Genomic DNA, 21,008 nt, shown 5'->3' with positions numbered 1-21,008 from the left:
ATGCCACGCTGGATGCGCGGCGCCGCGCTCGCCTCCCTGGCCTTCGCGCTACTGGTACTCGGCGCCGCGCTGCGCCCGCTCGTCCTGCCGGAATCGCACACGGCCGCACCGATTCTCAGTGCCGTCGAGATCGGTTTCGTACAGGACATGACCGCGCACCATCAGCAGGCGCTGATCATGGCGCAACGCCTCGACCACACCGTCGATCCGGCGGTGTTGCGGCTGACCCAACAGCTCGACGACACCCAGCGGCTGGAGATCGGCACCATGCTCGGCTGGTTGCGTTTGGCCAACGCCTCGCCGCTGCCCGCGCGGCCGATGGCGTGGATGCACACCGATGAGGCGCTGCCGCATCAGCATTCGGCGCCGGTCGCGCAGTCCGATGGAAAGAAGGTATCGGATAGCGTGATGCCCGGAATGGCGACCATGGCTGAACTCGATGCGCTCGCCGCCGCGCGCGGTCGTGATGCCGAGATCTTGTTCTTGCAGCTCATGTTTCGCCATCATCAAGGCGGGATTCTGATGGCGCAGGCCGCCGATCACCTGCTGCCGTCCGGACCGGTGAAGGAGACGGCGCGTTCGATGATCCACGCTCAGGGGCAGGAGGCCGGACTGATGGGTGTGTTGCTTGCCCAACGAGGCGCCGCGCCGCTGCCCTGAATGCGGCGAGGGCGGCGCAGACCTCGCCGACACTCGGGTCGCGGCGCCGCCTGTCGCCTGGCCGAATTCGCCTGGCCGCCAGGCCCGTCCGACCCCGCCGACCGGCGTGCGCCGCTACTGTCCAGTTGGTGCCCGTTCGCCAGCACGGTAGGCGTGATCTTGTCCCCGCCGGTCGACTCAACGGGCGACGTGCAGGCCGAATCCGTTGGACCCCAGCGTTTCCCGGCCTGCCGCCAATCGCAGGCTTCGGTCATAGTCACCGCCACCCTGCGGCCGATAGCGAATCGGTTCGAGCTTTTCCAGTTCCGACATCCGACGGCGCAGATCGTCGGCGATCTCGCCGAACCGTTCGTCATCGACCCGAATCGTCCCGTGCACCACGAACGGCGGCAGCACATCCATGCCGGGGTAATACAAGATGCCGTGTTGGATCGGAAACAACAGATCCTCGATCGGCCCGTTGATCCCCCGATCGGAATAGGACGGTTCTTTCCCGCCGACCGAAACCACCAGCATCGCCCGCCGGCCCGCCAACACCCCCGCACCGTATCGCGGTATCGCATCGCCGCCAGCCCCATAAGCGAACCCGCAGGTGAGGACCCGATCCACCCACCCCTTCATGATCGCGGGCATGCTGAACCACCACAGCGGGAAATGCAGCAGAACAGTGTCGGCCCACAGCAGTTTCTCCTGCTCAGCGCGAATATCAGCGCTCAGCGTTCCATTCCGATACGCCTCTCCGGAGGCCAACATGAAATTCGACTCCCCCACCGCTCCGAAGTCCTCAGCATCCGCCTGCGCTTTCCACCCCATCCCATACAGATCAGTTATCCGGACCTCATGCCCGTCCGCCCGCAACTGTTCCACCGCAACATCTTTCAACGCTCCGGTCAATGAGCCGGGCTCAGGGTGCGCGTACACGACAAGTACGTTCATTCCAGCTTCCGTCACACTCCCTCGCAACACCCCACCCGCCACAGGAATTCCGGGTGTGTCTTCGTGGGTGCGACGCAACCTGCTCGGAATGCGGGACCGCGGCGCCGTGTTGGCCCCGACGGAGGGCCGAAGCCGATGTTCGGCCTACAGGAGAGAGGCACGGCATTGTCCGAGAAGACGTTTGCGGAGCAGCATGTTGTCGTCACCGGCGGCGGAACCGGGATCGGCCGGGCCGCGGCCCTCGCGTTCGCCGAGCAGGGTGCGGCCAGCGTGACCATCACCGGTCGCCGCAGCGCGCCCCTCGACGAAGTCGCCGCCCTGCACCCGGCGGTGATCCCCGTGGTCGCCGACGTCGCTACCGAGGAGGGTGCCGAGGCGGTCGCAGCAGCCGTGCACGCCCGAGGCGGCACACTCGATGTCCTCGTGCACAACGCTGGCATCTTCGGCACCACCCCGCTCGACGAGCTCGACCCCGCCGCCGTCCGCCGGCAATTCGAGGTCAACGTCTTCGGCCCGATCCTGTTGACCGCCAAGGTCCTTCCGCTGCTGCGCTCCCCCGGCGGCAGCATCGTCGTGGTCTCCAGCATCTCCGCCCGCCTCGCCGCCCCCAAGCAATCGGTGTACGCGGCGAGCAAGGCCGCCGTCGACAGCCTCATCCGCAGCTGGGCAGTAGAACTAGGCCCCAAGGGCATTCGCGTCAACGGCGTCGCACCCGGAAACGTCCGCCCCCCCACCCCCGCCAGCAGCGGCACCTCCCCCGCCGAGATCGCCGACTGGCGCTCCGGCTACGCCGACACAGCCCCCACCGGCCGAATCGGCGAAGTCACCGACATCACCCCCTGGATCACCCGCCTAGCCGAACCCACCAGCTCCTGGGTAACCGGCGAAATCATCACCGTAGACGGCGGCAGACTCGCCGCGTAGACCCAATCCGACTTGACGTACTGAGCATGCTCTTGACGCATGTTGCAACCTGCGTCAAGAGCATGTTCCGTACGTCAAGTCAGCGGGTGGCTCGGGAAGTCAGCGGGTGGCTCGGGTTATGGCGTTGTGCCAGCGGGTGGCGGTGGGGTGGAAGGGGTTGAGGTCGGGCCAGGTCCAGCGGAGGACCTGGAGGGTTTGGGAGCGGAGGGCGTCTTCGCGGAGTTTTTCGTCGTAGACGGTTTGGGCGGGGGTGGTGTGGGGGCGTAGGAGGCGGGTATATTTGGCGCGGCCGTCGAACTCGCCGACTATGCCGAATTCGGGGAGGGCGAAGTCGACGCGGGCGATGAAATTGCCTTGGGCGTCGGTTATTACGTGTTGGAGTTCGGGCTCGGGGAGGCCGGCCAGGTGCATGCGGACTCGGCTGCGGGATTCGCCGGGGCTTTCGCTGCGGGCATCCATGAAGGCGATCGCCCGTCGGGCTTTTGCGGCTCCAGGTCTGCGCGGCCAGCGGTCCAAAGCCTCCAGCAGGTCGTTCGTGGTGAGCCGATAATTGTGCATTGCTGCGTCGCCGATGACGACAGCTTCCTCGAACGGCACAGCCCTGGCCAGATCCACCACAGTGCGGGCAGCCGACAGCACCCGCATCCCGTCGACATTCGTCACCTCCGTCTCGTCGAACGGCGCACTGTGCACATGAAGGCGATCAGTCTTCCTGGAACGCCCACGCGCACAAGTACTTACATGCACCCGCCCCAACTCCACATTCCACAACGGCAACCCCCGCACGATCGCCGACGACTGATGACTCACCACCACGTCACCCCCGAGCCCACTCAAAGCAGCCCGCACACCCAACGCAAGCCGCGCCCCACCATCAAGCCGCTCGAACTCCGCCCGCTCGACATAAACCCCCCGACGAACCCACTCCAACTCCCCCCGCCGCCGCCCCGCCCGCAACTCCCCATCCGAAACCCCTCCCAGCCGAACATCCCTCCGAAAAATCAACGACTCCATCCCCCACCCCACCCCTTACCCGCACCAAAAACCACCCCCACCTCCGCACATGTGAACAACGCGCACTTGACGCACCGAGCACGTTCTTGACGCAAGCTGCAGCATCAGTCAAGAGCGCACAACATACGTCACCTGGGACTGTCTCGCTAACGGTGGGACTGTCTCGCTGACGGTGATTCCGGCGGTTTCCATCGGTTGGTTTGGGCGTTGCCTGCGAACGGCGGAGGTGCGGGCGGTCTCAGCTGTTGGACGGGCTGGGTGGCGCAGCCGGTCAGGACTCTTCGGTGAAGCGGTACCAGTTTCCCTGGAAGGTTTCGTATCCGATGCCGGAGGTGGGGGTGCCGAGGTAGGGCGGGGCGGTGTCGGGGAAGTAGGCGAAACCCTTGGCGGAGTTGGACTCTTCGCCTTGGGTGTAGAAGAGGCAGCCGCCGTCTCGGCGGGTGATGTAGGTGATGGTGTAGACGCCCAGGCGGGTGCGGTTGCCGGGGTTGGCGCAGTCGGCGGCTTGGTTTTGGAGGATGTTGCGGGAGAGTTTCCAGCCGGTGGTTTCGGGGACGTCGTACCAGACGAGGGCGACGAAGATGCCGATCACAAGCGGGGCGATGAGGCTGTAGAAGAAGGAGCGGTAGCGGAACAGGCCGAGCAGGGCGAACAGCAGCGCGACCGCGCCGAGGATGCCGATGGCCGACCACAGCACCACCTGGACGGGGAAGGTGCCCTCGGCGGCCAACTGCCAGAACAAGGCTAGGCAGCACAACACGATCAGGGCTGTCAGCAGCCCCATCCAGAGGACGAACCAACTCGGGGTGCGGCGCGCGGTTCCGGGGGTGCTCACGGTGCTCAACATACGGGGGGTATACCCGGATGGACGGCGAAATCCCGTTAACCCAACGGTGTTCAGCACACGGGGCAGATTCCTGCGCCGACGAGGCCGGGAGGTACGCGCCGGATCTATGCCGGACCAAAGATCGAACACCTCGGTCACGAAGACTATGGCAGCCAGACTCCTACGCGAACGACACGGCAGACCGCATCGGATCCACGCCAGGCCGAAGAACGAACACCTCGGTCGAGAACACTATGGCGGCCAGATTTCCCGCGCCGAGCAAAGCCGGGAAGTATGCACCAATCCGCACCACGCTGCGGACGTCGGCGAAACACGAACGCCCCGGTCGAAAGACCAGGGCGTTCGCAAATTATCCGTTCAGCGCGCAATCACAGCGGGGGAAACCCCGACGACCCGGTGGCCATCCAATTCCAGAACATCGCTGCACGATTGGCGAGCAACGCGACAACGTCGAGGACAACGCTTCCCATAAATCTTCCTCACATCCGACAATCTCCAGTGCAGCGCCCAGGGTAGCCGATCCAGCCCGCGCCGACCTGGACGCCAACCACAAACCCCCGGCCCGCCGCAGCGGACCAGGGAGATTCGTTGCGGCCGAAAGCTTTACCTGCAGCGCCTGCGGCCGCGCGGCGACGACGGTGCACAACATCACCCCGACAGCCGCGATCTGGTTGCGTTATCAGCGCTCGTGCCGGTTGGCTGCTCTGAGATTGGCCACCAGATCTGCGGGGGCTTTGTCGGGCGATCCGGCTTGATAGGGAGGCTGCGGATCGTATTCGGTCATCAGCTGCACCGCCATCGCGAACTCCGCTCCGGCGATGGTTCCGAGCAGGCTCAGGCCCATATCGATGCCGGAGGAAACTCCGGCGGCGGTCACATATTTGCCGTCGACGACCACTCGCTCGGCCGTAGGTGTGGCGCCGAGGCGACCAAGGGTTTCCAGCGCCAGCCAATGCGACGTGGCGCGGCGCCCGTCGAGCAGCCCGGCGGCGGCGAGCAGCAGCGATCCGGTACACACCGAGGTGCTCCAGGTGCTGGTCCGGTCGACGGCGCGCAGCCAGTCCAGCAGCACGGTGTTGGTTCGTTGTTTCGTTTCACCGGGGCCGCCGGGCACCACGATGATGTCGGGAGCGGCGACTTCGTCGAACGCGCGATCGGCGACGATCGCGAGACTGCCCGCATTGTCGTTCCGGACCGCACCCCGCTCCTGGGCCACGAACACTGTTTCGGCATCGGGCAACCGGCTGAGAATGTCGTAGGGCCCGACAGCGTCGAGGGCGGTGAATCCGTCGAACAAGACAATCGCGATCTGCATCAGTGCTCCCATGGAAGTTTGTTCAGCTCAGTCCGATAGTGCCCGACAAGAAAGTGATGCTTCATCCGACGTCGATGACCTGAAACGGCTTCACTGGAGATATCTGACCAAGATGTTGTACTCACCTGCGGTCGTATGGGTCGTCCATCCTTCGTTGCGGTAGAGCCGTTGCGCGGGTTGGTTGTCACGATGGACCCCCAGTGCCAGCGCCGGCCGCCCTGCCCGCCGGGCGAGGTCCTGAAGTTGCCGGAGCAGCGCGGTGCCCAGTCCTCGGCCACGAACGTGCGCGGTTGTCGCGATGGTGAGTTCGGGGGTGTGGTCATCGATGAACGCCGGCGACCCGATGGAGCGGTCGAAAAGCCGCGCCCACGCCGCGCCGACGGGCATGCCGTGTTCATCGTGGGCAATTACGCCGAGGTCGCTGGGCTTTCCCCACTCGGCGACGTAGCGGTAGGAGCCGGGGGTATCGGGCAGGTCGTCGATGCTGAGGATGTCACCCGAGGCATGGGCGGCTTCGATCAGCATCTCTGCCAAGAATTGCTGGTCTTGGGGATTGGTTTCGCGGAACGTGAATCGAGCGGGTGACATGGTGGCCTTTGGTGGTCGCGGCAACGGTCCGGTCGGCTCAGATCTGCTGTAACGACCGGGCCGCCGCCGCGAGGTTAGTGCGCGCAGGTGGGTCACTACCGGTTGGGCGGCCGTCGTCGAGCGTTGCCTACGCGCAGCGACCACACCGGTGACCAGCCACGGGAGGCTAGCGCGATGGCTTTCGGGATCGGGCAATTCAGTGCAGATCGCATGGAGTGTGGTGCGAAGTGCAGGATCGATGGAATCCAGCGGCGGTGAGTGGCGATCCGAATCTCGAGCCGGTTGCGAGCGCCGAGTTTCCGGTCGTGCGCCGCCGCGGACGGCACCGGCGGCCCCACCGACGCACCGCCCTCGAAGCAGGCGAGCGTCGGCGGCGCGCCTTGCTGACGACCCGAAACCCTCAGCGAGCCAAGGCGACCTGGTGCGCGGCGGCGATCAAGGCAGTGAGTTCCTGCTGCTCGGACTCGTCGAGAACCTCGAAGTAGGGCTGAATCATTGTGTCGGTCAACGCCTCTGCGGCTGCCCAGCGATCGCGCTGCTCGGCAGTGATCTCCTCGAACGGTTCCGGCCAGCCGAGCAGCCGGGCCTGATCAGGCCCGGCGAGGATGGGCGACCCGGCGATGAGGATCGCCTGCAATGGCGTCAACCCGTTCGCCGTCAACGCCATGAAGTGCAGCCCACCACGCAGTTCACGAAGGACGTGCACCAACTGCAGAACTCTGGCAGACCCGTTCTGCGGCAACGGCATTGCGCGCCACCCCGCGAACAGCGCCAGCCCGGCGGGCGCCGCCGCGGTCGCGACCGCCTGCAGCAGTTCCGCCAGCCTGTCCGCCTCCGGGAACGCGGCGAGCTTGCGGCGGCCGAAGTCCTGACATGCGGCGAGGTAGCCGCGGGCGGCGTCGGCGGGCGGGATCGGCACCGATTCCCAGGCCGACCGGACCCGGTCCGGCGCGAAGAACCCGAACGCCGCGGTGACCACGTCGGCATCCACCTCGCCGAGCACGCCGCCGCGACCGCGGGTGTAGGGGCCGTGGAATCCGTCCACCCCGGTTGCCCGCCCGAATTCTCTTGCCTCGCGCGACATCATGAACGCCCCACCCAGCTCCAGGATGTGCTTCTTGACCGTAACCGCGGTTGTCATGTTCGTCTTCCCTGCGTCCGATTCACTCAGTCTCACAGGCTATAGCTAACCATAGTCAGATCGATCAGTCACTGCTCAGCGAACAGTGCGTGCCGACGCCGACCGAGTTCGGCAGCGCCGCCGAGTTCGGACTCCGGAAGCGGATCGCCGTCTCCCAATGCCGATCCGTCCGATTGTGCTGGAGTCGCGAATCGCCAGGCCCTCGAGGAGCCAGGACATGTTCACGGAGCGGTCGACCGCCCACAGCGCGACACCATCTCGACGGATGGCGTACGGCACCAATCAACGAGAAGTACTCACTCCGCCTGTGAATGAGCGCGCAAGCCCCGAATACCAGGGTGATATCCCTAGTCGGCATCGCAACCCTTATCGGCATTCACCCAACCTGCGAACGCTTCGGTGTATTCATGCCGAACGCATAAATACGCGAACTCGCTATCCCCCGGCGATTCCGGACACTCGGTTTGTTTCTGTTGCGCCGCAACATAATCGACATCTCACTCTTGACTCGGCCACGGGCGCGGCCGTATGGTCATCGCACGGCCTTATGGGGCCTCAGGAGGGTCGGCGGGGATACCAAAACCCCCTCCAGCATGGGGTATGAGCATACATCGTTGATAATTGAGCAAACGCATGCGCGTACGACGTGGATTCAGGCTTTCGCCCTGAGTCTGTACGCGAAGTCGAACAAGCACATATTCATAATTGGACAACCCTATGGGGGGTAGTGTGACAACGTCGGTAGCAATCGGCCAGAATCTTGCGGCCATTGTTCAAGAAATCCAGTTCGGCCCCGCTCGGTCCATTCAGGACCAGTTCGGCGGAGACGCTGCGGCCGAGTCGGCGAACATACTGAGATCAGCCGCCGAGGACACCGTCGAACAAGCACGCAAAGGTTCTACCGGCGCCTTGACCGAGTTGCACCTTGCACTGGAGTCCATTCACCGATCATATTTCACCAAGCCGCGCCCCAACGAGTCGTGGTGCAACCGGAAAGGGATTCTCGATCCGGTACAGGCGATCCTCGAAGATTTCGTCATCGAGTACGAAGACCAGTGGATGGACGATGGGCAAATTCCTTTCACCGACGATCCCGATCTGTTCGTGCAGCAACTGAAAGAAGCGGTCCGCGCCCACCCCGCCAATCGACACCCTTTTTACATCGACTTTCTTCCATTCAAAGCCGGCGTCGCCGATATTCGATACTATCTTGCCCAGGAAACCGCCCTGGATCCGCGGTTCGACGACTTCATCGCCTTGATGCAACTGGGCTGCGACAGCCAGCAAAAGCTGGAACTGGCCGGTAACTACTGGGACGAGATGGGCAACGGCAACCCCGCCCAGGTGCATACATCGATGTTCGAGAACGCGATGCGCGAGGTCGGGGCGGATCCCGAGTTCGTCCACACGCACCGGCTGGTGGAGACACTCATCTGCGGGAACCTCTCGGCGACGCTGGCGGTGAACCCCCGGTTCTACTACCGCTCCATCGGCAGCTTCGCGGTGACCGAATTCTTGTTCCCGCGCCGCTGCGCGCAACTCCTCGAGGCGTGGCGGCGGAACAATCTCTCCGAGCGCAACGGCGACTACCACAAAGAGCACATCGGTATCGACGCCCGGCACGCGAGCGGATTCTTCCGGAACGTCATCAAGCCGGAGATTCGCAAGGATCCGAGCGCAACCGGTGACATCTACTGGGGCGCGATAGCGCGGATGAACTCTTCGCAACGCTACCTCGATGCGCTACTGAACGAGCTCGTCTCATGCTGATCGAGGTCGACGACAACACACTGGCCGTCCAGAAGGGCGAGATCAGCGTCGAGTCCGCCGCGTTCCATGAATGGTGTCTGTCCATCAATATGCACACCGCCGAGTTACGCGTTTCGGCTACCGCGGCGGATCTGGACGAGAACGAAAGAGAACTCGTCATCGCCATCACCGAACTGTCGGATGTATTCGACGTTCCGTGCACCATCACCGTCGCGCCGTCCTGTGCACCACTGATCCACCAACTGCCGCTGGCAGCCGACTTCGTCACCGTGCGCATTTCCGACTGACCGAACCAGCCCACCTCGCGCGGGCTACACACTGAAAGGAAGACCCGTGTCCGAACTGCAAGATCGCGGCTTCAAGTTTGTCACCCTGCCACCAATCGGTGCTGACGTGCTCTCCAGCTACGACGAAATCGAACTCGATCCTTACATGGCGCACGGCACCAGGTACAAGCGGTTCTCCCAGTATCGGCTGAAGTTCTCCGACGACAAGGGATGGGAGTTCGAACTGCTGCCGCACCGGGCCTACTCGGCATTCAAGAAATTCAATAATGTCGCAGGCGGCATCCTTCGTGAATACACGCCGATCGCCGTCGACTTTGTCAGCACGATCAAACACGTCATCGACCAGGAGCGCTTCCTCGACCAGACCGTCGACTGGCAGATCAACGTCCACCAGAACCGGAGCAAGACCACCACCGACAAGTCGGCGGAGCTCACGCCGGAGGGAATCCACCAGGACGGGCACGAGTTCGTCATCATCTCGATCCTGAGCAGGAACAAGGTCCGGGGCGGCGAGATGCGTCTCTGGCCCGCGAAAGACGCCGACCCGATCTGGCGCGGCACGCTCGGCGCCGGCGACGCGGTCATTCTCGACGACCAGCGCGTCTATCACGACGTGACGCCGATCGAACCAGACGGTTCTACGACCGGTACCCGAGACATCCTCATCGTCTCCTTCTCCCGGTGGGACGAACGCTGGTACGGCGAGGAGCACGAACAAGCGGTCCTCTCCGATGTCAGCTGAAGCTGGTGGCGTCGCTGCGGTTCCGTCGGCGGTAAAGCTGGTCCACGGTGCCTGTCCACTGGATTGCCCCGACGGCTGCAGTTGGACAGTCACCGTCGACGGCGATGAGCCGGTGAAGCTGGCCGGGCGCAAGGATCACCCGTTCACCGCCGGTGCGCTGTGCGTCAAGGTCGGCCAGTACCTCGAACAGACCCGGTCACCGTCACGTCTGCTGAACCCGAAACGTCGAGTGGGACCGAAGGGTTCGGGCAAGTTCGAAGAGGTCGAGTGGTCCACGGCGATCGACATGATCACCGACCGGTTCGAGCACGCGATCGAGCGGTGGGGCGGGGAATCGATCTGGCCCTACCAGGGCACGGGGAACCTCGGCTATATCCAAGGCCTGCAAGGCAAGTCGGGCCGGCGGCTGTGGAATGCGATCGGCGCGTCGCGCCATAACATGACGATCTGCTCGATCGCCGGTCAGGAAGGACTCGCGCAGTCCACCGGTACCTCGTTGGGGATCGACCCCGAATCGTTGGCGGCGTCTCGGCTGGTGCTCATGTGGGGTGTCAATACCGTGACCTCGGGGCATCATCTGTGGAAATTCGTCCAGCAGGCGCGCAGGCTCGGTGCGTGGATCGTCGCGATCGACCCCATCAGGACTCGGACAGTCAAGCTGGCCGACGAGCACATCGCGCCCCGCCCCGGCACCGACGCACATCTCATTCTGAGCCTGATCCACGAGCTGGTCGCGCACGAGGCGATCGACGTCGACTACCTCGAGACAATGACCAACGGATGGCCGGACTTCCGCGGCGAGCTATCCGAATTCGCGCCTGCCGCCGTCGAAAAGACAACGGGCGTACCGGCATCGGTGATTATTCGCCTCGCCGCTCGGATCGCGTCGTCATCTCCAGTCGGCATCCGCGCCGGAATGGGCTTACAACGCCATGCCGGCGGCGGCAACGTCCTGCGATTGCTGGCGTGCCTGTCGGCGGCGACCGGTGACTGGGGTCGCTACGGCGGCGGCGTGTCCTATTCGACCGACGGGTATTTCGGGCTCAACCGAGCAGCACTCGACCGCGACGACCTGCAAACACGGCCGGTGCGGGGACTGTCCATGACCCGGCTCGGTGACACGCTCAACGATCCCAACCTGTCGCCGCCGGTCAAGGTGCTGTTCGTCTACGGCGCCAACCCCGTAGCCAGTGCGCCCGGCCAGGCCAACGTCATCAGAGGACTGTCGCGCGAAGATCTGTTCACCGTGGTGGTAGACCACTTCCAGACCGACACCTGCGATTATGCCGATATCGTGCTGCCCGCGACGATGCAGACAGAGCATCTCGACATCCACGACGGATACGGCCACATGTACCTCGCATGGAACGAACCCGCGGTTGCCCCGGCCGGCCAGGCGCTGTCCACGACCGAGATATTCCGTCGAATCGCTGCCGGGCTACGGTTGCGGGAACCGTGTTTGTATGACAGCGATATCGACATAGCTCGCCAGCTGATGGACTCCACCCACCCTTCGCTCGACGGCATCACTGTGCGATCGTTGCGCGAGCGCGGATGGCAACGTCTGAACTACCCTGACAAGTTCGTCCCCTTCGCCGATGGTTTCCGCACCGTGAGTGGAAAGTTCGAGTTTCCGACCAGCGCAGACTTCAGCGCAAAGGTTGCTGCGGAAACATCAGGAACGGACACGCGATATCCACTGTCCCTACTGGCGACAGCCTCGCATTACACACTGAACTCGACATTTCTCAACAATGAGTTACTGGCCGGCAAGTCGAGTGGGACCGCAGTCACCCTGAACCCTGCGGATGCCGACTCGCGAGGAATCGGCGCGGGGTGCCGGGTCCGAGTGTTCAACAGCCGGGGCGAATTCACCACCAGCGCCGAAATCAGTGATGCGGTCCCACCGGGTGTGGTCGCGATGACCAAGGGCAGCTGGCGCAAGATCGTCGGCGGCCCGACCGTGAACGCGACGGTCGAGGAACGCGACGCCGACCTGGGCGGCGGAGCCGTATTCCACGACAACAATGTCGACGTCGCGCTACTCGACCGAAAGGACATCGATGATTGACTGGAATCTGTTCTGGCCGTTCATGCTCGCCGCGGTCGTCCTGGTGATCATGCCCGGCCCGGACATGATCCTGATCGTCACGCTCGGCACTCGGCACGGCAAAGCCGCAGGTGTCGCGGCGGCCGCGGGCGTCGCTGCCGGACTCGCGGTGCACATCGTCATCACGGTGCTGGGCTTGTCCGCGCTGGTGCACAAGTTCCCCGCTGTGTACCAGGGATTGAAGTGGCTCGGCGTCATCTACCTTGTCTACCTTGCGATTTCGTCGTTTCGGGCCGACACCACGCCGGCCGCCGACGAGGTCTCCGCCACGAAAGTACTCAGCAAGCCGGTGCTGGCGTCATTCAGGAGCGCCGCCATCACCAACATACTCAACCCCAAAGTGATTCTCTTCAACCTTGCGTTCCTACCGCAGTTCACCAATCCGGGCTTGGGGCACGTACCACATCAGCTCGCCATTCTCGGACTCGTCCTGGTCATCGTAGACTTCGCCATCGACGGCCCCATCGGCTACCTGTCGGGCATGTTCGGTAGCCGTATCGCCGAAACCAGCAACAACTACAGTCGCCGAATCAACAATGTCGCCGGGGCGATATTCCTCTGCCTCGCGGGCTGGCTGGCGACGACATGAATCCGGAGTAGAGAACAATGGTTCCATTCACCAAGATGCAGGCCCTCGGTAATGATTACCTCGTAGTCGAACCGAACCAGCTCGCGCGTCCGATGGACAGCACCCTTGTCCGGCACCTGTGCGACCGGCACTTCGGTATCGGCGCGGACGGAGTACTTCTCGGCCCGACCGACCGGATCATCGAGAACGGCACCGAAACATCGGTAGGCTTGCGGATTTTCAACTCCGACGGCTCCGAGTGCGAAAAGAGCGGTAACGGCCTGCGCATGTTCGCCGCATACTTGCGCCGCAACTATCTGACCTCCGACGGATTCGTGCTCGAGGTCCTGGCGGGCGACTGCCCCGTCGAGATCATCAGCACAGACCCGTGGGAGGTGTCGGTGGACATGGGAATGGCGAAGCCCCTCGGTGATATGAAACTGGAAACCCCCGAGGGCACGGTCGTCGCCTTCGATCGCGTCGACATCGGCAATCCGCACGCCATCGCCTTCGTGCCGGACGCCACCGAGGAGTTGGCCCGCAGCGTCGGCGCCTGGGCGGCCCACCACCCCGCATTCGGTCCGGACGGTACCAACGTTCAACTCTGCACTGCCCTCGACAGGCAAACGCTGAAACTCCAGATCTGGGAACGCGGCGCCGGCTATACGCTGGCATCGGGCAGCAGCAGCTGTGCGACCGCGTATAGTGCCTTCCGCGCTGGATACGTCGACAGGTCGGTCACGGTTACCATGCCGGGCGGCGAGGTCACCGTGCTCATCGATAACGACCGTATCCAGCTGCAGGGGCGCTGCGAGTTCGTCGCGCACGGCAGCACATTCGACAGCTAGCACGCAAGGTGATCATCCGGGCGACGGCAACGTCGCCGTAGCGAAAGGGACGCTCAGATTTCGGATACCGGTGGGGTTTCGGTGGCAAGCGAAATGAAGCTGTATGTCGTGATCAACAAGGTGCTGCGCGAGGACCCCGGACGGGCGATCAACGTCGCGGCCCACGCAATGGCGGGACTCGTCGCCAAAGCCGCATGCAAGGCACCCGACTTGCTGCAAGCGATGGCGTTCATCGACTACCCCGACGCGTCGGGCACCTCGCACGACTTCATCTCCGCCCACGGCCTGATCGTGCTGTCGGCCAAAACCGGTCAGCTGCAGACACTTCGGCGCACCTTCACCGAGCAGGATGTCCACTCGATCGACTTCTGTGACGGCATGCTCGACGGATCGACTGACGAACAACTCGCCCGTGTCGCGGCAACTCCCGAAGAAGACATCATCTTGCTGTGCGTCGCGGCGTTCGGATCGGTAGACACCATCGACCCGCACACCCGCCGATTGTCACTGTGGCGGTAGCGCAGACTCGTTTGTGAGTGTTCGAGTGTGACGGAACGGCATTCGAGCTGATCCAGCAATGGAAGTAGCCCCCCGCCGGATGTCTCCGGCGCGGTGCTTCGGCATGCCGCCGCCCCTCCGCCTCACCCACTGTCGCGCCCGCCGAACTGCCGCCGCCCACGCACACCACGCACGGCATCGGCGTCAATAGCCGACGAGCTGAGCCTGGTGCGCGAAGATGGCGGCTTGGACGCGGTTGCCCGCCCCGATGCGTTGCAGAATCGCGCTGACGTGTGCTTTCACTGTTCCTTCTGCGATGCAGAGTTGCTTGGCGATCTCCCGATTGGACAGACCCTGACCGAGGAGGGTCAGCACATCGCGTTCCCGTTGCGTCAGGCTTGCCACTCGCTCGCGCGCGGCGTTCTTGCGTTCGAGGGTATTGCCGCTGAGCTCGGTGATAACACGATGGGCGATGCGCGGCGAGAGAAAAGCAGCCCCGTTCGCCGCCGCGTGGACTCCCATCAGCAGTTCACGCGGATCGGACGCCTTGAGCAGGAACCCTTTCACTCCGGCGGCGAGCGCACGCGCGACATAGTCGCCCTCGTCGAACGTGGTCACGATGACCACCGCGACCTCCGGGTGGGTTTCGCGTAGCTCGGCGGCAGCACCCAGCCCATCGAGCTCTGGCATCCTGATGTCGAGCAGCGCGACGTCGGGCTGGTGCACCCGCGTCAATGCGACGGCCTCCCGCCCGTCTGCGGCCTCCGCGACCACTTCGATGCCGGGATCGCTGGCGAGAATCGCACGCACCCCGGCCCGAATCATGGCCTCATCGTCGGCCAGCAGAACCCGGATCATTCCGCCCCCGCCCGAACCGGCACCGCCACCGGAATGCGGGCGGTGACCGTGAAAGCCGCTCGGTCGTCGTCCACCTGAAATGTCCCACCCAGCAACTGAACTCGTTCGGCGAGCCCGATCAGGCCGCTACCGGGCACGGCGCCCCGCACATCGCCGGCTCCCCCACTGCGCCCAGCGCCGCCGATATTCACGCCACGATTGTTGCCGCCGCTGGTTGCCTCGGTACCGATGCCGACTGTTGGCGTACTGATCGGGTTGGTGACTACTAGGCCGAATTCGTCTCCGTGCTGCTCCATTTCGATCCGTACGCCGGCACCGGGCGCGTGCCGGGCAGCGTTGGTCAGCGTTTCCTGCACCACGCGGCGGACAGCCGATTCGACCAGGGGTGTCAGGTGGTCGCATAGCTCGCTCTGGACCAGGTCCACCGTCATCCCTGCCGTCCGGGCGCGGGCGACCAGCGCCTCGACGGACATGCTCGGTGGCTCGACGGCCACGGCGTTGCCGGCTCGCAGCATGCTGACGGTTCGGCGCAGTTCGTCGGAGGCGGTCACTGCGGAGGCTCGTAAAAGGCTCGCCGCCTGGCGGTTCGGTTCGTTCAGGTCGGCGCTCAGCTCCAGGGCACCGGCCTGCAAGGCGATCAAGGCCAGTTCGTGGCCGAGGGCGTCGTGCATGTCGGTGGCGATGCGGGCCCGTTCGCGTAGTCGTGCGCTTTCTTCGGCGAGCGCCTGGGTCTGCTCCAGGTGACGGATCCGTTCCTGGCCGACCGCGAGCAGTTCGGCCTGTTGCCGCCGGAACCGGCCGATCACCCACGGCAGCGCCACGAACAGGGCCAGCGACATGACCGCACCGACGGCCTCGGCGACATCGACCACGGCGATCAGCGCCGCCGCCGCGAGGGCGACCAGTAGCACCGGCCCACCGTGCCGCTCCGGCAGGCGCCGACCCTGTAGGTAGGCGGCGGCGAAGAGCGCCACGAACAGCAACTGCCGCCAGCCCGGAAGCCCTTCTGTCGCAAGTCCGTTCAGCGCGCCACCTACCGCTGTGACCGCGAGCAGAGCGCTGTACCTCATTCCGCCGACCTTACCGAGCGCAGTCGGACCAATCGCAACGCCACTGTCGCCGCCCCGGCCGCCGCGACCACGAACAACGTGATGGTCAGCGGCGCAGCGAAGTACGTGAGCTGGGCCCAGGTGACCGTCCTGCCTCCGCTGATGAACGAGATGATGGCCGGATAACCGGCGAACACCAGGGCCGGGACCGCCAGGGGTAGCACCCGGAGCGCGACCCGCCACCACGCGCGCCCGCTCTGTCGCCGAGCCCATCGGCGTGACCGCAGCGCTGCCAGCGTGCCGAGTCCGATGGCGCCGAATGCGATCAGGCCGAGGACCAGCTCGAAGATCTGCCGCTGGCCGCCGATCTCGCCAGGCGCTTCTCCCCTGCTGAGCGCCACCAAGCCCTTGACGATGTCATACGTGTCGTCATGGAGCGCGGCGCTGTTGGCCAGCACCGCGAACCCGTAACCGCTCACGGGATCGATGGCTTGAAACGCGGAGTAGGTGAACAGGTTCCCGCTGTGCACGAGCAGGGCAGGATCCGCGCCCATAGGCTCCGGCGACCAGCCCATCGCGTATTCAGCGACCGGCGACGAGGTGTGCACGACATCCAGGCCGGCCTGACTCAGCAGCCGCGGACCGCGGCCGTTGTGCGCGATCAACCACTTCCCCATGTCCGCGGCCGTGGTGACGACACCTCCGCTGCCACTGCCGTCGAGAAACTCGGACAACTCGGGCCGGGACACCCAAGCGCCGAACACCGAGTTGTAGCCGTCCGCGGGCGCGATGTCTGCGGCGCTCACGGCACTGCGCGCCATCCCGAGCGGCCCGAACACCCGCTGGGCGAGGAAGTCCCCGAAACTCTGTCCACTGGCGACCTCGACCAGCCGAGCCGCGACGTTGTAGTTCACATTGCAGTACTTGAATCGCGTGCCCGGATCCGTCGCGAGCGAGGCAGTATCCAGCAGCGACACATACTCGTCGAGCGAACGGGCCTGCCCCAGCCTGCCGATATCGACGGTCGAATCCGTCAGCCCCGACGTCTGATTCAACAGCTGTCGCACCGTCACCGAGCCGCCCCGCGAGTCGCCCAGTGCGAACCCGGGCAACTGCGCGGAAACGGGGCGATCCAGCGACAGTCGCCCCTGCTCCACCAACACCAGCACAGCCGTAGCGGTGAACGATTTGCTGAGCGAGGCGACCCGCATCGGCGTATCCGCAGTGACCGGCCCGCCGCCGGACTCATGGCCGTAGCCACCGGCATGCACAACCCGATCACCGTGCGTCACAACGGCTGCCAATCCCGGCACCCCCGTGCTCTCGAGCGCGTCTTCGAGATAGTTGTCGATGACAGCGGGAGTCAACGGAGCGTTCGGCACCGCGTGCGCCGTCGCACCCGGTGCCAGAACGACACAGGCTACGACGGCGAGGGCGGCAATGAATCTGACCATGCCCACGACGCTAGGGATCCGCGCGCCCCGGCGAATCTGTCGAACGACCGCACCTACCCCTGACGAAAGTTATAGAGCCCGAGCGCTAGCGACATCACCGAAGCGCCGCTGCCAGTTTCGTCTGTTGTTCTCGACTTGCCAGCTCGGACAACGTGTTTTCGATGTGCGGCGGCAGATCGGTGATGGTGAGATCGACACCGTCTCGGTCCGAGTGGTCGATGAAGGTCAGCAAGGCCTTGGCCCCGGACATGTCCAGGTAGCTGACCTTGGCCAGTGACAGCGAGAGTTCGGGTTTGTCCTCGCGCAGGTTGCTGAACACGGCGTCGGTGGACAGGAAGGACAACGGCCCGTGGATCTCATACGCGTTGTCCTCCTGCACGATCGACGCCTTTCGCTGCCGCGACTGCACGAGATGCACTGCGACAGCCAGCGCAACACCGACGGCGACCGCGACGGTGAGATCGACGATCACCGTGATCGCCATGGTCACGACCAATACGACCACATCACCCTTCGGGGAAACGTGCGCCTTGCGCATCGTCTCCCAGTCGAACATGCCGACGGCGGTGACGATCAGGATGCCCGACAGCACCGCGAGCGGGATGTACTGGACGACGACGCCGAGTCCGGCCACGAAGATCAACAGCACCACACTGTGCGTCGCCGCCGAGAAACCGGTGCGGCCACCACTTCTGACGTTCACCACAGAGCGGACGGTCGCTCCGGCGCTGGCCAGACCGCCGAACAACCCGCTGGCGATATTGCCGAGGCCCTGCCCGACGAGTTCTTTGTTGCTGCGGTGTCGCGTGCCGGTGATGTTGTCCATCACGACCGAGGTCAACAGCGAGTCGATCGATCCGAGCAGCGCGATGCTCAACGCGGGCAGCAGCAGGCCGACGATCAACGATCCGCTGAGTTCCGGTGTGTTGATGGTCGGGATGGCCTCGGGGATCTTGCCGATGTAGTCGACCGCGGTGTTGAGCGGTACCGGGCCCACGGTGACATTCGTGAGCCAGTCCGCGGTCAGCGGCAAGAGCGCAGTGATGATCACCAGCACGATCAGGCTGGCCGGAACGGATTTGATCAGCCTGGCCGATACGAGCATCAGCACGATGGTGACCGCGACCAGCAGGAAGCTTTTCTGCGCTTGATCGAGCTCGCCGAGAATGATGATCAGCGCGATCCCGCCCATGACCCCCGAGACCACGGGGTGCGGGATGTAGCGGATGAACGATCCGAGTCGGCAGAGCCCGAACAGGATCTGGAACACACCCGCCATGATGAACACGACGAACGCGGATTCGAGTCCGTGGGCGGCGATCACACCCGTGGCGACGACGGTGATCGGGCCGGTAGGGCCGGTGACTTGGCCCGGCGTGCCACCGAACACGGCCGCGAAGAACCCCGCGAAGATGGCACCGTACAAACCGACCAGCGCACCTTCGGGTGTGCCGGTCGCCGTGATACCGAACGCGATGGCCAGCGGAAGCGCGACGATCGCGACGGTCAAACCGGACACTGCCTCGGCGGCGAATCGTGGCAACCCCATGCGAGCACCTCATCCCACCTGCAAATCCCGAACCCAACCCGCGGCGGGTGGGTTGCCGACCAGACTTCCCGGCGCTCCGCCCGTAAAGATGCCGTAAAGAACCGGCAAAGACAAGTGCGCGACCGGATGGGGATCGTGGCGGCAAGGCGGCGACCGGCAGTTACCCGATGTTCACAAGCGACCTAACACCTCTGTGACCGGTTTGTAACAAATGACCGCACTTTTCGTGGGACGATCTCCGGCGATGTCGATAGTTCGATAGGAGCGGGTCTTGACCGAATTTCTAGCCACGATCAACGAGTACATCTGGAGCGATGCGCTGATCTACCTGTGCCTGGCCGCAGGGGTGTACTTCTCGATCCGCTCCAGATTCGTTCAGGTACGCCAGATTCCGGAGATGATCCGGCAGATGCGAAACGGCGAAACCTCCCCGTCCGGGGTGTCGTCGTTCCAGGCACTCGCCATGTCGCTGTCCGGCCGGGTCGGCACGGGCAACATCGCGGGCGTAGCCACCGCCATCGCCTTCGGCGGGCCGGGCGCGCTGTTCTGGATGTGGGCCGTGGCCTTCCTCGGTGCCTCGACCTCCTTCGTCGAGTGCACCCTCGGCCAGATCTACAAGACCCGCGACAACCTCACCGGCGAATACCGCGGTGGGCCTGCCTACTACTTCAGCCGGGCGATGGCGCACACCAAGGCCGCCCCGGCGTTCAAGGTCTACGGGTTCGTCTTCGCGGCGGTGACCGTGCTCGCCTGCGGCCTGCTGATGCCCAGCGTGCAGTCGAATTCGATGGCCTCGGCCATGCACCAGGCCTGGGATATCTCGGAATGGACAGTGGCTGTCGGCACGGTCATCGTGCTGGCGTTCGTGATCATCGGCGGCGTCAAGCGCATCGCGGCGTTCGCCGCCGTGGTGGTGCCGTTCATGGCGATCGTCTACATCGCGGTGGCGCTCGTCATCGTCGTCGCCAACGCGACCGAACTGCCCGGTGTGCTGCGGTTGATCTTCGCCAGTGCGTTCGGCGTCGATTCGGCGTTCGGTGCGATCATCGGATCGGCGGTCATGTGGGGCGTCAAACGCGGCGTCTATTCCAATGAAGCGGGTCAAGGCACCGGCCCGCACTCGGCTGCGGCGGCCGAGGTCTCGCACCCGGCCAAGCAGGGCTTGGTGCAGGCGTTCGCCGTCTACGTCGACACCCTTTTCATCTGCACCGCAACAGGTTTCCTGATCCTGTCGACGGGCGCGTACCGAGTGTTCGAGGGCGAATCGGCGAACGGCCGAGTGCTCGCCGAGGGCGGCGCGCTGCCTTCGGACGCCGCGGTCGGGCCGGCCTTCGCCCAGGTCGGGTTCGACACGTTGTGGAGCGGCGCCGGAGCGACGTTCGTCGCGATCTCGCTGGCCTTCTTCTGCCTCACCACGATCATCGCCTACTACTACATGGCGGAAACGAACCTGCGGTTCATGCTCGGCAAGTACGCGACGATCCCGGTGCCGCTGATCCGCGGCACCATCGGATCGAACGTCACCCTGCTGCTGCAAGGGTTGATCCTGGTCTCCGTCGCGGTGGGCGCGGTCTCGACCGCGACCGACGCGTGGACGCTCGGCGATATCGGCGTCGGACTGATGGCCTGGCTCAACATCGTCGGCATCATCATCCTGCAACAGCCCGCGTACAAGGCGCTGCGTGATTTCGAACGGCAGCAGAAGGCCGGTTTGGACCCGGTATTCGATCCGCTGGTGCTGAACATTCCCGGCGCCACGTTCTGGGAGACCTACCGCCGGAGTCCCGACAAGGATCAGGTGACGACCAAGGCGTAACCGAAGGCAGCGGTCAGGTACACAACGGTGTACC

General features: G+C 64.5%; 20 protein-coding genes. 10 read left to right on the top strand and 10 right to left on the bottom strand.

Going from position 1 to position 21,008, the window contains the following annotated elements; genetic code table 11:
• The gene (locus DBO33_RS20270; RefSeq protein WP_107656452.1) at positions 1–660 is read left to right on the top strand and encodes a DUF305 domain-containing protein; all 660 of its coding nucleotides are present in this window, start codon (positions 1–3) and stop codon (positions 658–660) included.
• A 177-nt stretch (positions 661–837) separates the two neighbouring features.
• On the opposite strand, the gene DBO33_RS20265 is transcribed toward DBO33_RS20270, so the two are convergent.
• Complete coding sequence (locus DBO33_RS20265) at positions 838–1,596, bottom strand: NAD(P)H-dependent oxidoreductase (RefSeq protein ID WP_107656451.1); 759 nt, start codon at positions 1,594–1,596, stop codon at positions 838–840.
• A gap of 165 nt (positions 1,597–1,761) precedes the next feature.
• On the opposite strand from DBO33_RS20265, the gene DBO33_RS20260 reads away from it, so the two are divergent.
• Entirely contained in the window at positions 1,762–2,520 is a 759-nt protein-coding gene (locus DBO33_RS20260) for an SDR family NAD(P)-dependent oxidoreductase (protein ID WP_159080381.1), read from the top strand.
• 99 nt (positions 2,521–2,619) lie between these two features.
• Here DBO33_RS20260 and DBO33_RS44015 read toward each other — a convergent pair whose 3' ends face one another.
• From DBO33_RS44015 to DBO33_RS20235, 5 genes are all read right to left on the bottom strand, one after another.
• Complete coding sequence (locus DBO33_RS44015) at positions 2,620–3,183, bottom strand: endonuclease domain-containing protein (protein WP_234390938.1); 564 nt, start codon at positions 3,181–3,183, stop codon at positions 2,620–2,622.
• Between the two features lie 622 nt (positions 3,184–3,805).
• Entirely contained in the window at positions 3,806–4,369 is a 564-nt protein-coding gene (locus DBO33_RS20250; protein WP_159080380.1) for a hypothetical protein, read from the bottom strand.
• A 691-nt stretch (positions 4,370–5,060) separates the two neighbouring features.
• Positions 5,061–5,696, bottom strand: coding sequence for a DJ-1/PfpI family protein (locus tag DBO33_RS20245; protein ID WP_107656447.1), 636 nt, complete (start codon positions 5,694–5,696; stop codon positions 5,061–5,063).
• A gap of 90 nt (positions 5,697–5,786) precedes the next feature.
• Positions 5,787–6,221 carry a GNAT family N-acetyltransferase gene (locus tag DBO33_RS20240; protein ID WP_159080379.1) on the bottom strand — a complete coding sequence of 145 codons (435 nt, stop codon included), beginning with the start codon at positions 6,219–6,221 and terminating at the stop codon, positions 5,787–5,789.
• Between the two features lie 463 nt (positions 6,222–6,684).
• Positions 6,685–7,425, bottom strand: coding sequence for an SCO6745 family protein (locus tag DBO33_RS20235; protein ID WP_107656445.1), 741 nt, complete (start codon positions 7,423–7,425; stop codon positions 6,685–6,687).
• A gap of 729 nt (positions 7,426–8,154) precedes the next feature.
• On the opposite strand from DBO33_RS20235, the gene DBO33_RS20230 reads away from it, so the two are divergent.
• The 7 genes from DBO33_RS20230 to DBO33_RS20200 all read left to right on the top strand — a co-directional run bounded on the left by DBO33_RS20230 (position 8,155) and on the right by DBO33_RS20200 (position 14,269).
• Positions 8,155–9,195: an iron-containing redox enzyme family protein gene (locus DBO33_RS20230; protein WP_234390937.1), complete on the top strand. Its 1,041-nt coding sequence runs from the start codon at positions 8,155–8,157 to the stop codon at positions 9,193–9,195.
• On the top strand, positions 9,189–9,482 hold the full coding sequence (locus tag DBO33_RS20225; RefSeq protein WP_107656444.1) for a hypothetical protein: 294 nt from the start codon (positions 9,189–9,191) through the stop codon (positions 9,480–9,482). The genes DBO33_RS20230 and DBO33_RS20225 overlap by 7 nt, the downstream gene beginning before the upstream one ends.
• Before the next feature lie 46 nt (positions 9,483–9,528).
• Complete coding sequence (locus tag DBO33_RS20220; protein ID WP_234390936.1) at positions 9,529–10,224, top strand: 2OG-Fe dioxygenase family protein; 696 nt, start codon at positions 9,529–9,531, stop codon at positions 10,222–10,224.
• Positions 10,214–12,295: a molybdopterin-containing oxidoreductase family protein gene (locus tag DBO33_RS20215; protein ID WP_107656443.1), complete on the top strand. Its 2,082-nt coding sequence runs from the start codon at positions 10,214–10,216 to the stop codon at positions 12,293–12,295. Before DBO33_RS20220 ends, DBO33_RS20215 begins: the two co-directional genes overlap by 11 nt.
• The gene (locus tag DBO33_RS20210; RefSeq protein WP_159080378.1) at positions 12,288–12,923 is read left to right on the top strand and encodes a LysE family translocator; all 636 of its coding nucleotides are present in this window, start codon (positions 12,288–12,290) and stop codon (positions 12,921–12,923) included. Before DBO33_RS20215 ends, DBO33_RS20210 begins: the two co-directional genes overlap by 8 nt.
• Positions 12,924–12,940: 17 nt before the next feature.
• On the top strand, positions 12,941–13,750 hold the full coding sequence (gene dapF / locus DBO33_RS20205; protein WP_107656441.1) for a diaminopimelate epimerase: 810 nt from the start codon (positions 12,941–12,943) through the stop codon (positions 13,748–13,750).
• An 81-nt stretch (positions 13,751–13,831) separates the two neighbouring features.
• The gene (locus DBO33_RS20200) at positions 13,832–14,269 is read left to right on the top strand and encodes a DUF2000 domain-containing protein (protein WP_159080377.1); all 438 of its coding nucleotides are present in this window, start codon (positions 13,832–13,834) and stop codon (positions 14,267–14,269) included.
• Between the two features lie 183 nt (positions 14,270–14,452).
• Here DBO33_RS20200 and DBO33_RS20195 read toward each other — a convergent pair whose 3' ends face one another.
• The 4 genes from DBO33_RS20195 to DBO33_RS20180 all read right to left on the bottom strand — a co-directional run bounded on the left by DBO33_RS20195 (position 14,453) and on the right by DBO33_RS20180 (position 19,158).
• Positions 14,453–15,106 carry a response regulator gene (locus tag DBO33_RS20195; protein ID WP_107656439.1) on the bottom strand — a complete coding sequence of 218 codons (654 nt, stop codon included), beginning with the start codon at positions 15,104–15,106 and terminating at the stop codon, positions 14,453–14,455.
• Positions 15,103–16,176 (bottom strand): sensor histidine kinase, encoded by a 1,074-nt coding sequence (locus tag DBO33_RS20190; protein WP_107656438.1) that lies wholly within the window; start codon positions 16,174–16,176, stop codon positions 15,103–15,105. Before DBO33_RS20190 ends, DBO33_RS20195 begins: the two co-directional genes overlap by 4 nt.
• A complete protein-coding gene (locus DBO33_RS20185) occupies positions 16,173–17,609 on the bottom strand; it encodes a serine hydrolase domain-containing protein (RefSeq protein ID WP_107660429.1) in 1,437 nt (478 codons plus the stop codon). Before DBO33_RS20185 ends, DBO33_RS20190 begins: the two co-directional genes overlap by 4 nt.
• A 94-nt stretch (positions 17,610–17,703) precedes the next feature.
• The gene (locus DBO33_RS20180; protein ID WP_107656437.1) at positions 17,704–19,158 is read right to left on the bottom strand and encodes a SulP family inorganic anion transporter; all 1,455 of its coding nucleotides are present in this window, start codon (positions 19,156–19,158) and stop codon (positions 17,704–17,706) included.
• A gap of 271 nt (positions 19,159–19,429) precedes the next feature.
• On the opposite strand from DBO33_RS20180, the gene DBO33_RS20175 reads away from it, so the two are divergent.
• Complete coding sequence (locus DBO33_RS20175) at positions 19,430–20,974, top strand: alanine/glycine:cation symporter family protein (protein ID WP_107656436.1); 1,545 nt, start codon at positions 19,430–19,432, stop codon at positions 20,972–20,974.
• The last annotated feature ends 34 nt before the right edge of the window (positions 20,975–21,008 follow it).

Source organism: Nocardia suismassiliense, from assembly GCF_900269665.1.
Lineage (GTDB): Bacteria > Actinomycetota > Actinomycetes > Mycobacteriales > Mycobacteriaceae > Nocardia > Nocardia suismassiliense.
Note: the sequence above shows the minus strand (reverse complement) of the source record. Positions and strands in the feature narration are given on the sequence as shown.

Bases quoted from the DNA above. Each gene is read 5' to 3' on its own strand.
- DBO33_RS20270 (WP_107656452.1), top strand. From the start codon at position 1: ATGCCACGCTGGATGCGCGGCGCCGCGCTCGCCTCCCTGGCCTTCGCG.
- DBO33_RS20265 (WP_107656451.1), bottom strand. From the start codon at position 1,596: ATGAACGTACTTGTCGTGTACGCGCACCCTGAGCCCGGCTCATTGACC.
- DBO33_RS20245 (WP_107656447.1), bottom strand. From the start codon at position 5,696: ATGCAGATCGCGATTGTCTTGTTCGACGGATTCACCGCCCTCGACGCT.
- DBO33_RS20240 (WP_159080379.1), bottom strand. From the start codon at position 6,221: ATGCTGATCGAAGCCGCCCATGCCTCGGGTGACATCCTCAGCATCGAC.
- DBO33_RS20235 (WP_107656445.1), bottom strand. From the start codon at position 7,425: ATGACAACCGCGGTTACGGTCAAGAAGCACATCCTGGAGCTGGGTGGG.
- DBO33_RS20225 (WP_107656444.1), top strand. From the start codon at position 9,189: ATGCTGATCGAGGTCGACGACAACACACTGGCCGTCCAGAAGGGCGAG.
- DBO33_RS20215 (WP_107656443.1), top strand. From the start codon at position 10,214: ATGTCAGCTGAAGCTGGTGGCGTCGCTGCGGTTCCGTCGGCGGTAAAG.
- DBO33_RS20210 (WP_159080378.1), top strand. From the start codon at position 12,288: ATGATTGACTGGAATCTGTTCTGGCCGTTCATGCTCGCCGCGGTCGTC.
- dapF (WP_107656441.1), top strand. From the start codon at position 12,941: ATGGTTCCATTCACCAAGATGCAGGCCCTCGGTAATGATTACCTCGTA.
- DBO33_RS20195 (WP_107656439.1), bottom strand. From the start codon at position 15,106: ATGATCCGGGTTCTGCTGGCCGACGATGAGGCCATGATTCGGGCCGGG.
- DBO33_RS20190 (WP_107656438.1), bottom strand. From the start codon at position 16,176: ATGAGGTACAGCGCTCTGCTCGCGGTCACAGCGGTAGGTGGCGCGCTG.
- DBO33_RS20185 (WP_107660429.1), bottom strand. From the start codon at position 17,609: ATGGTCAGATTCATTGCCGCCCTCGCCGTCGTAGCCTGTGTCGTTCTG.
- DBO33_RS20180 (WP_107656437.1), bottom strand. From the start codon at position 19,158: ATGGGGTTGCCACGATTCGCCGCCGAGGCAGTGTCCGGTTTGACCGTC.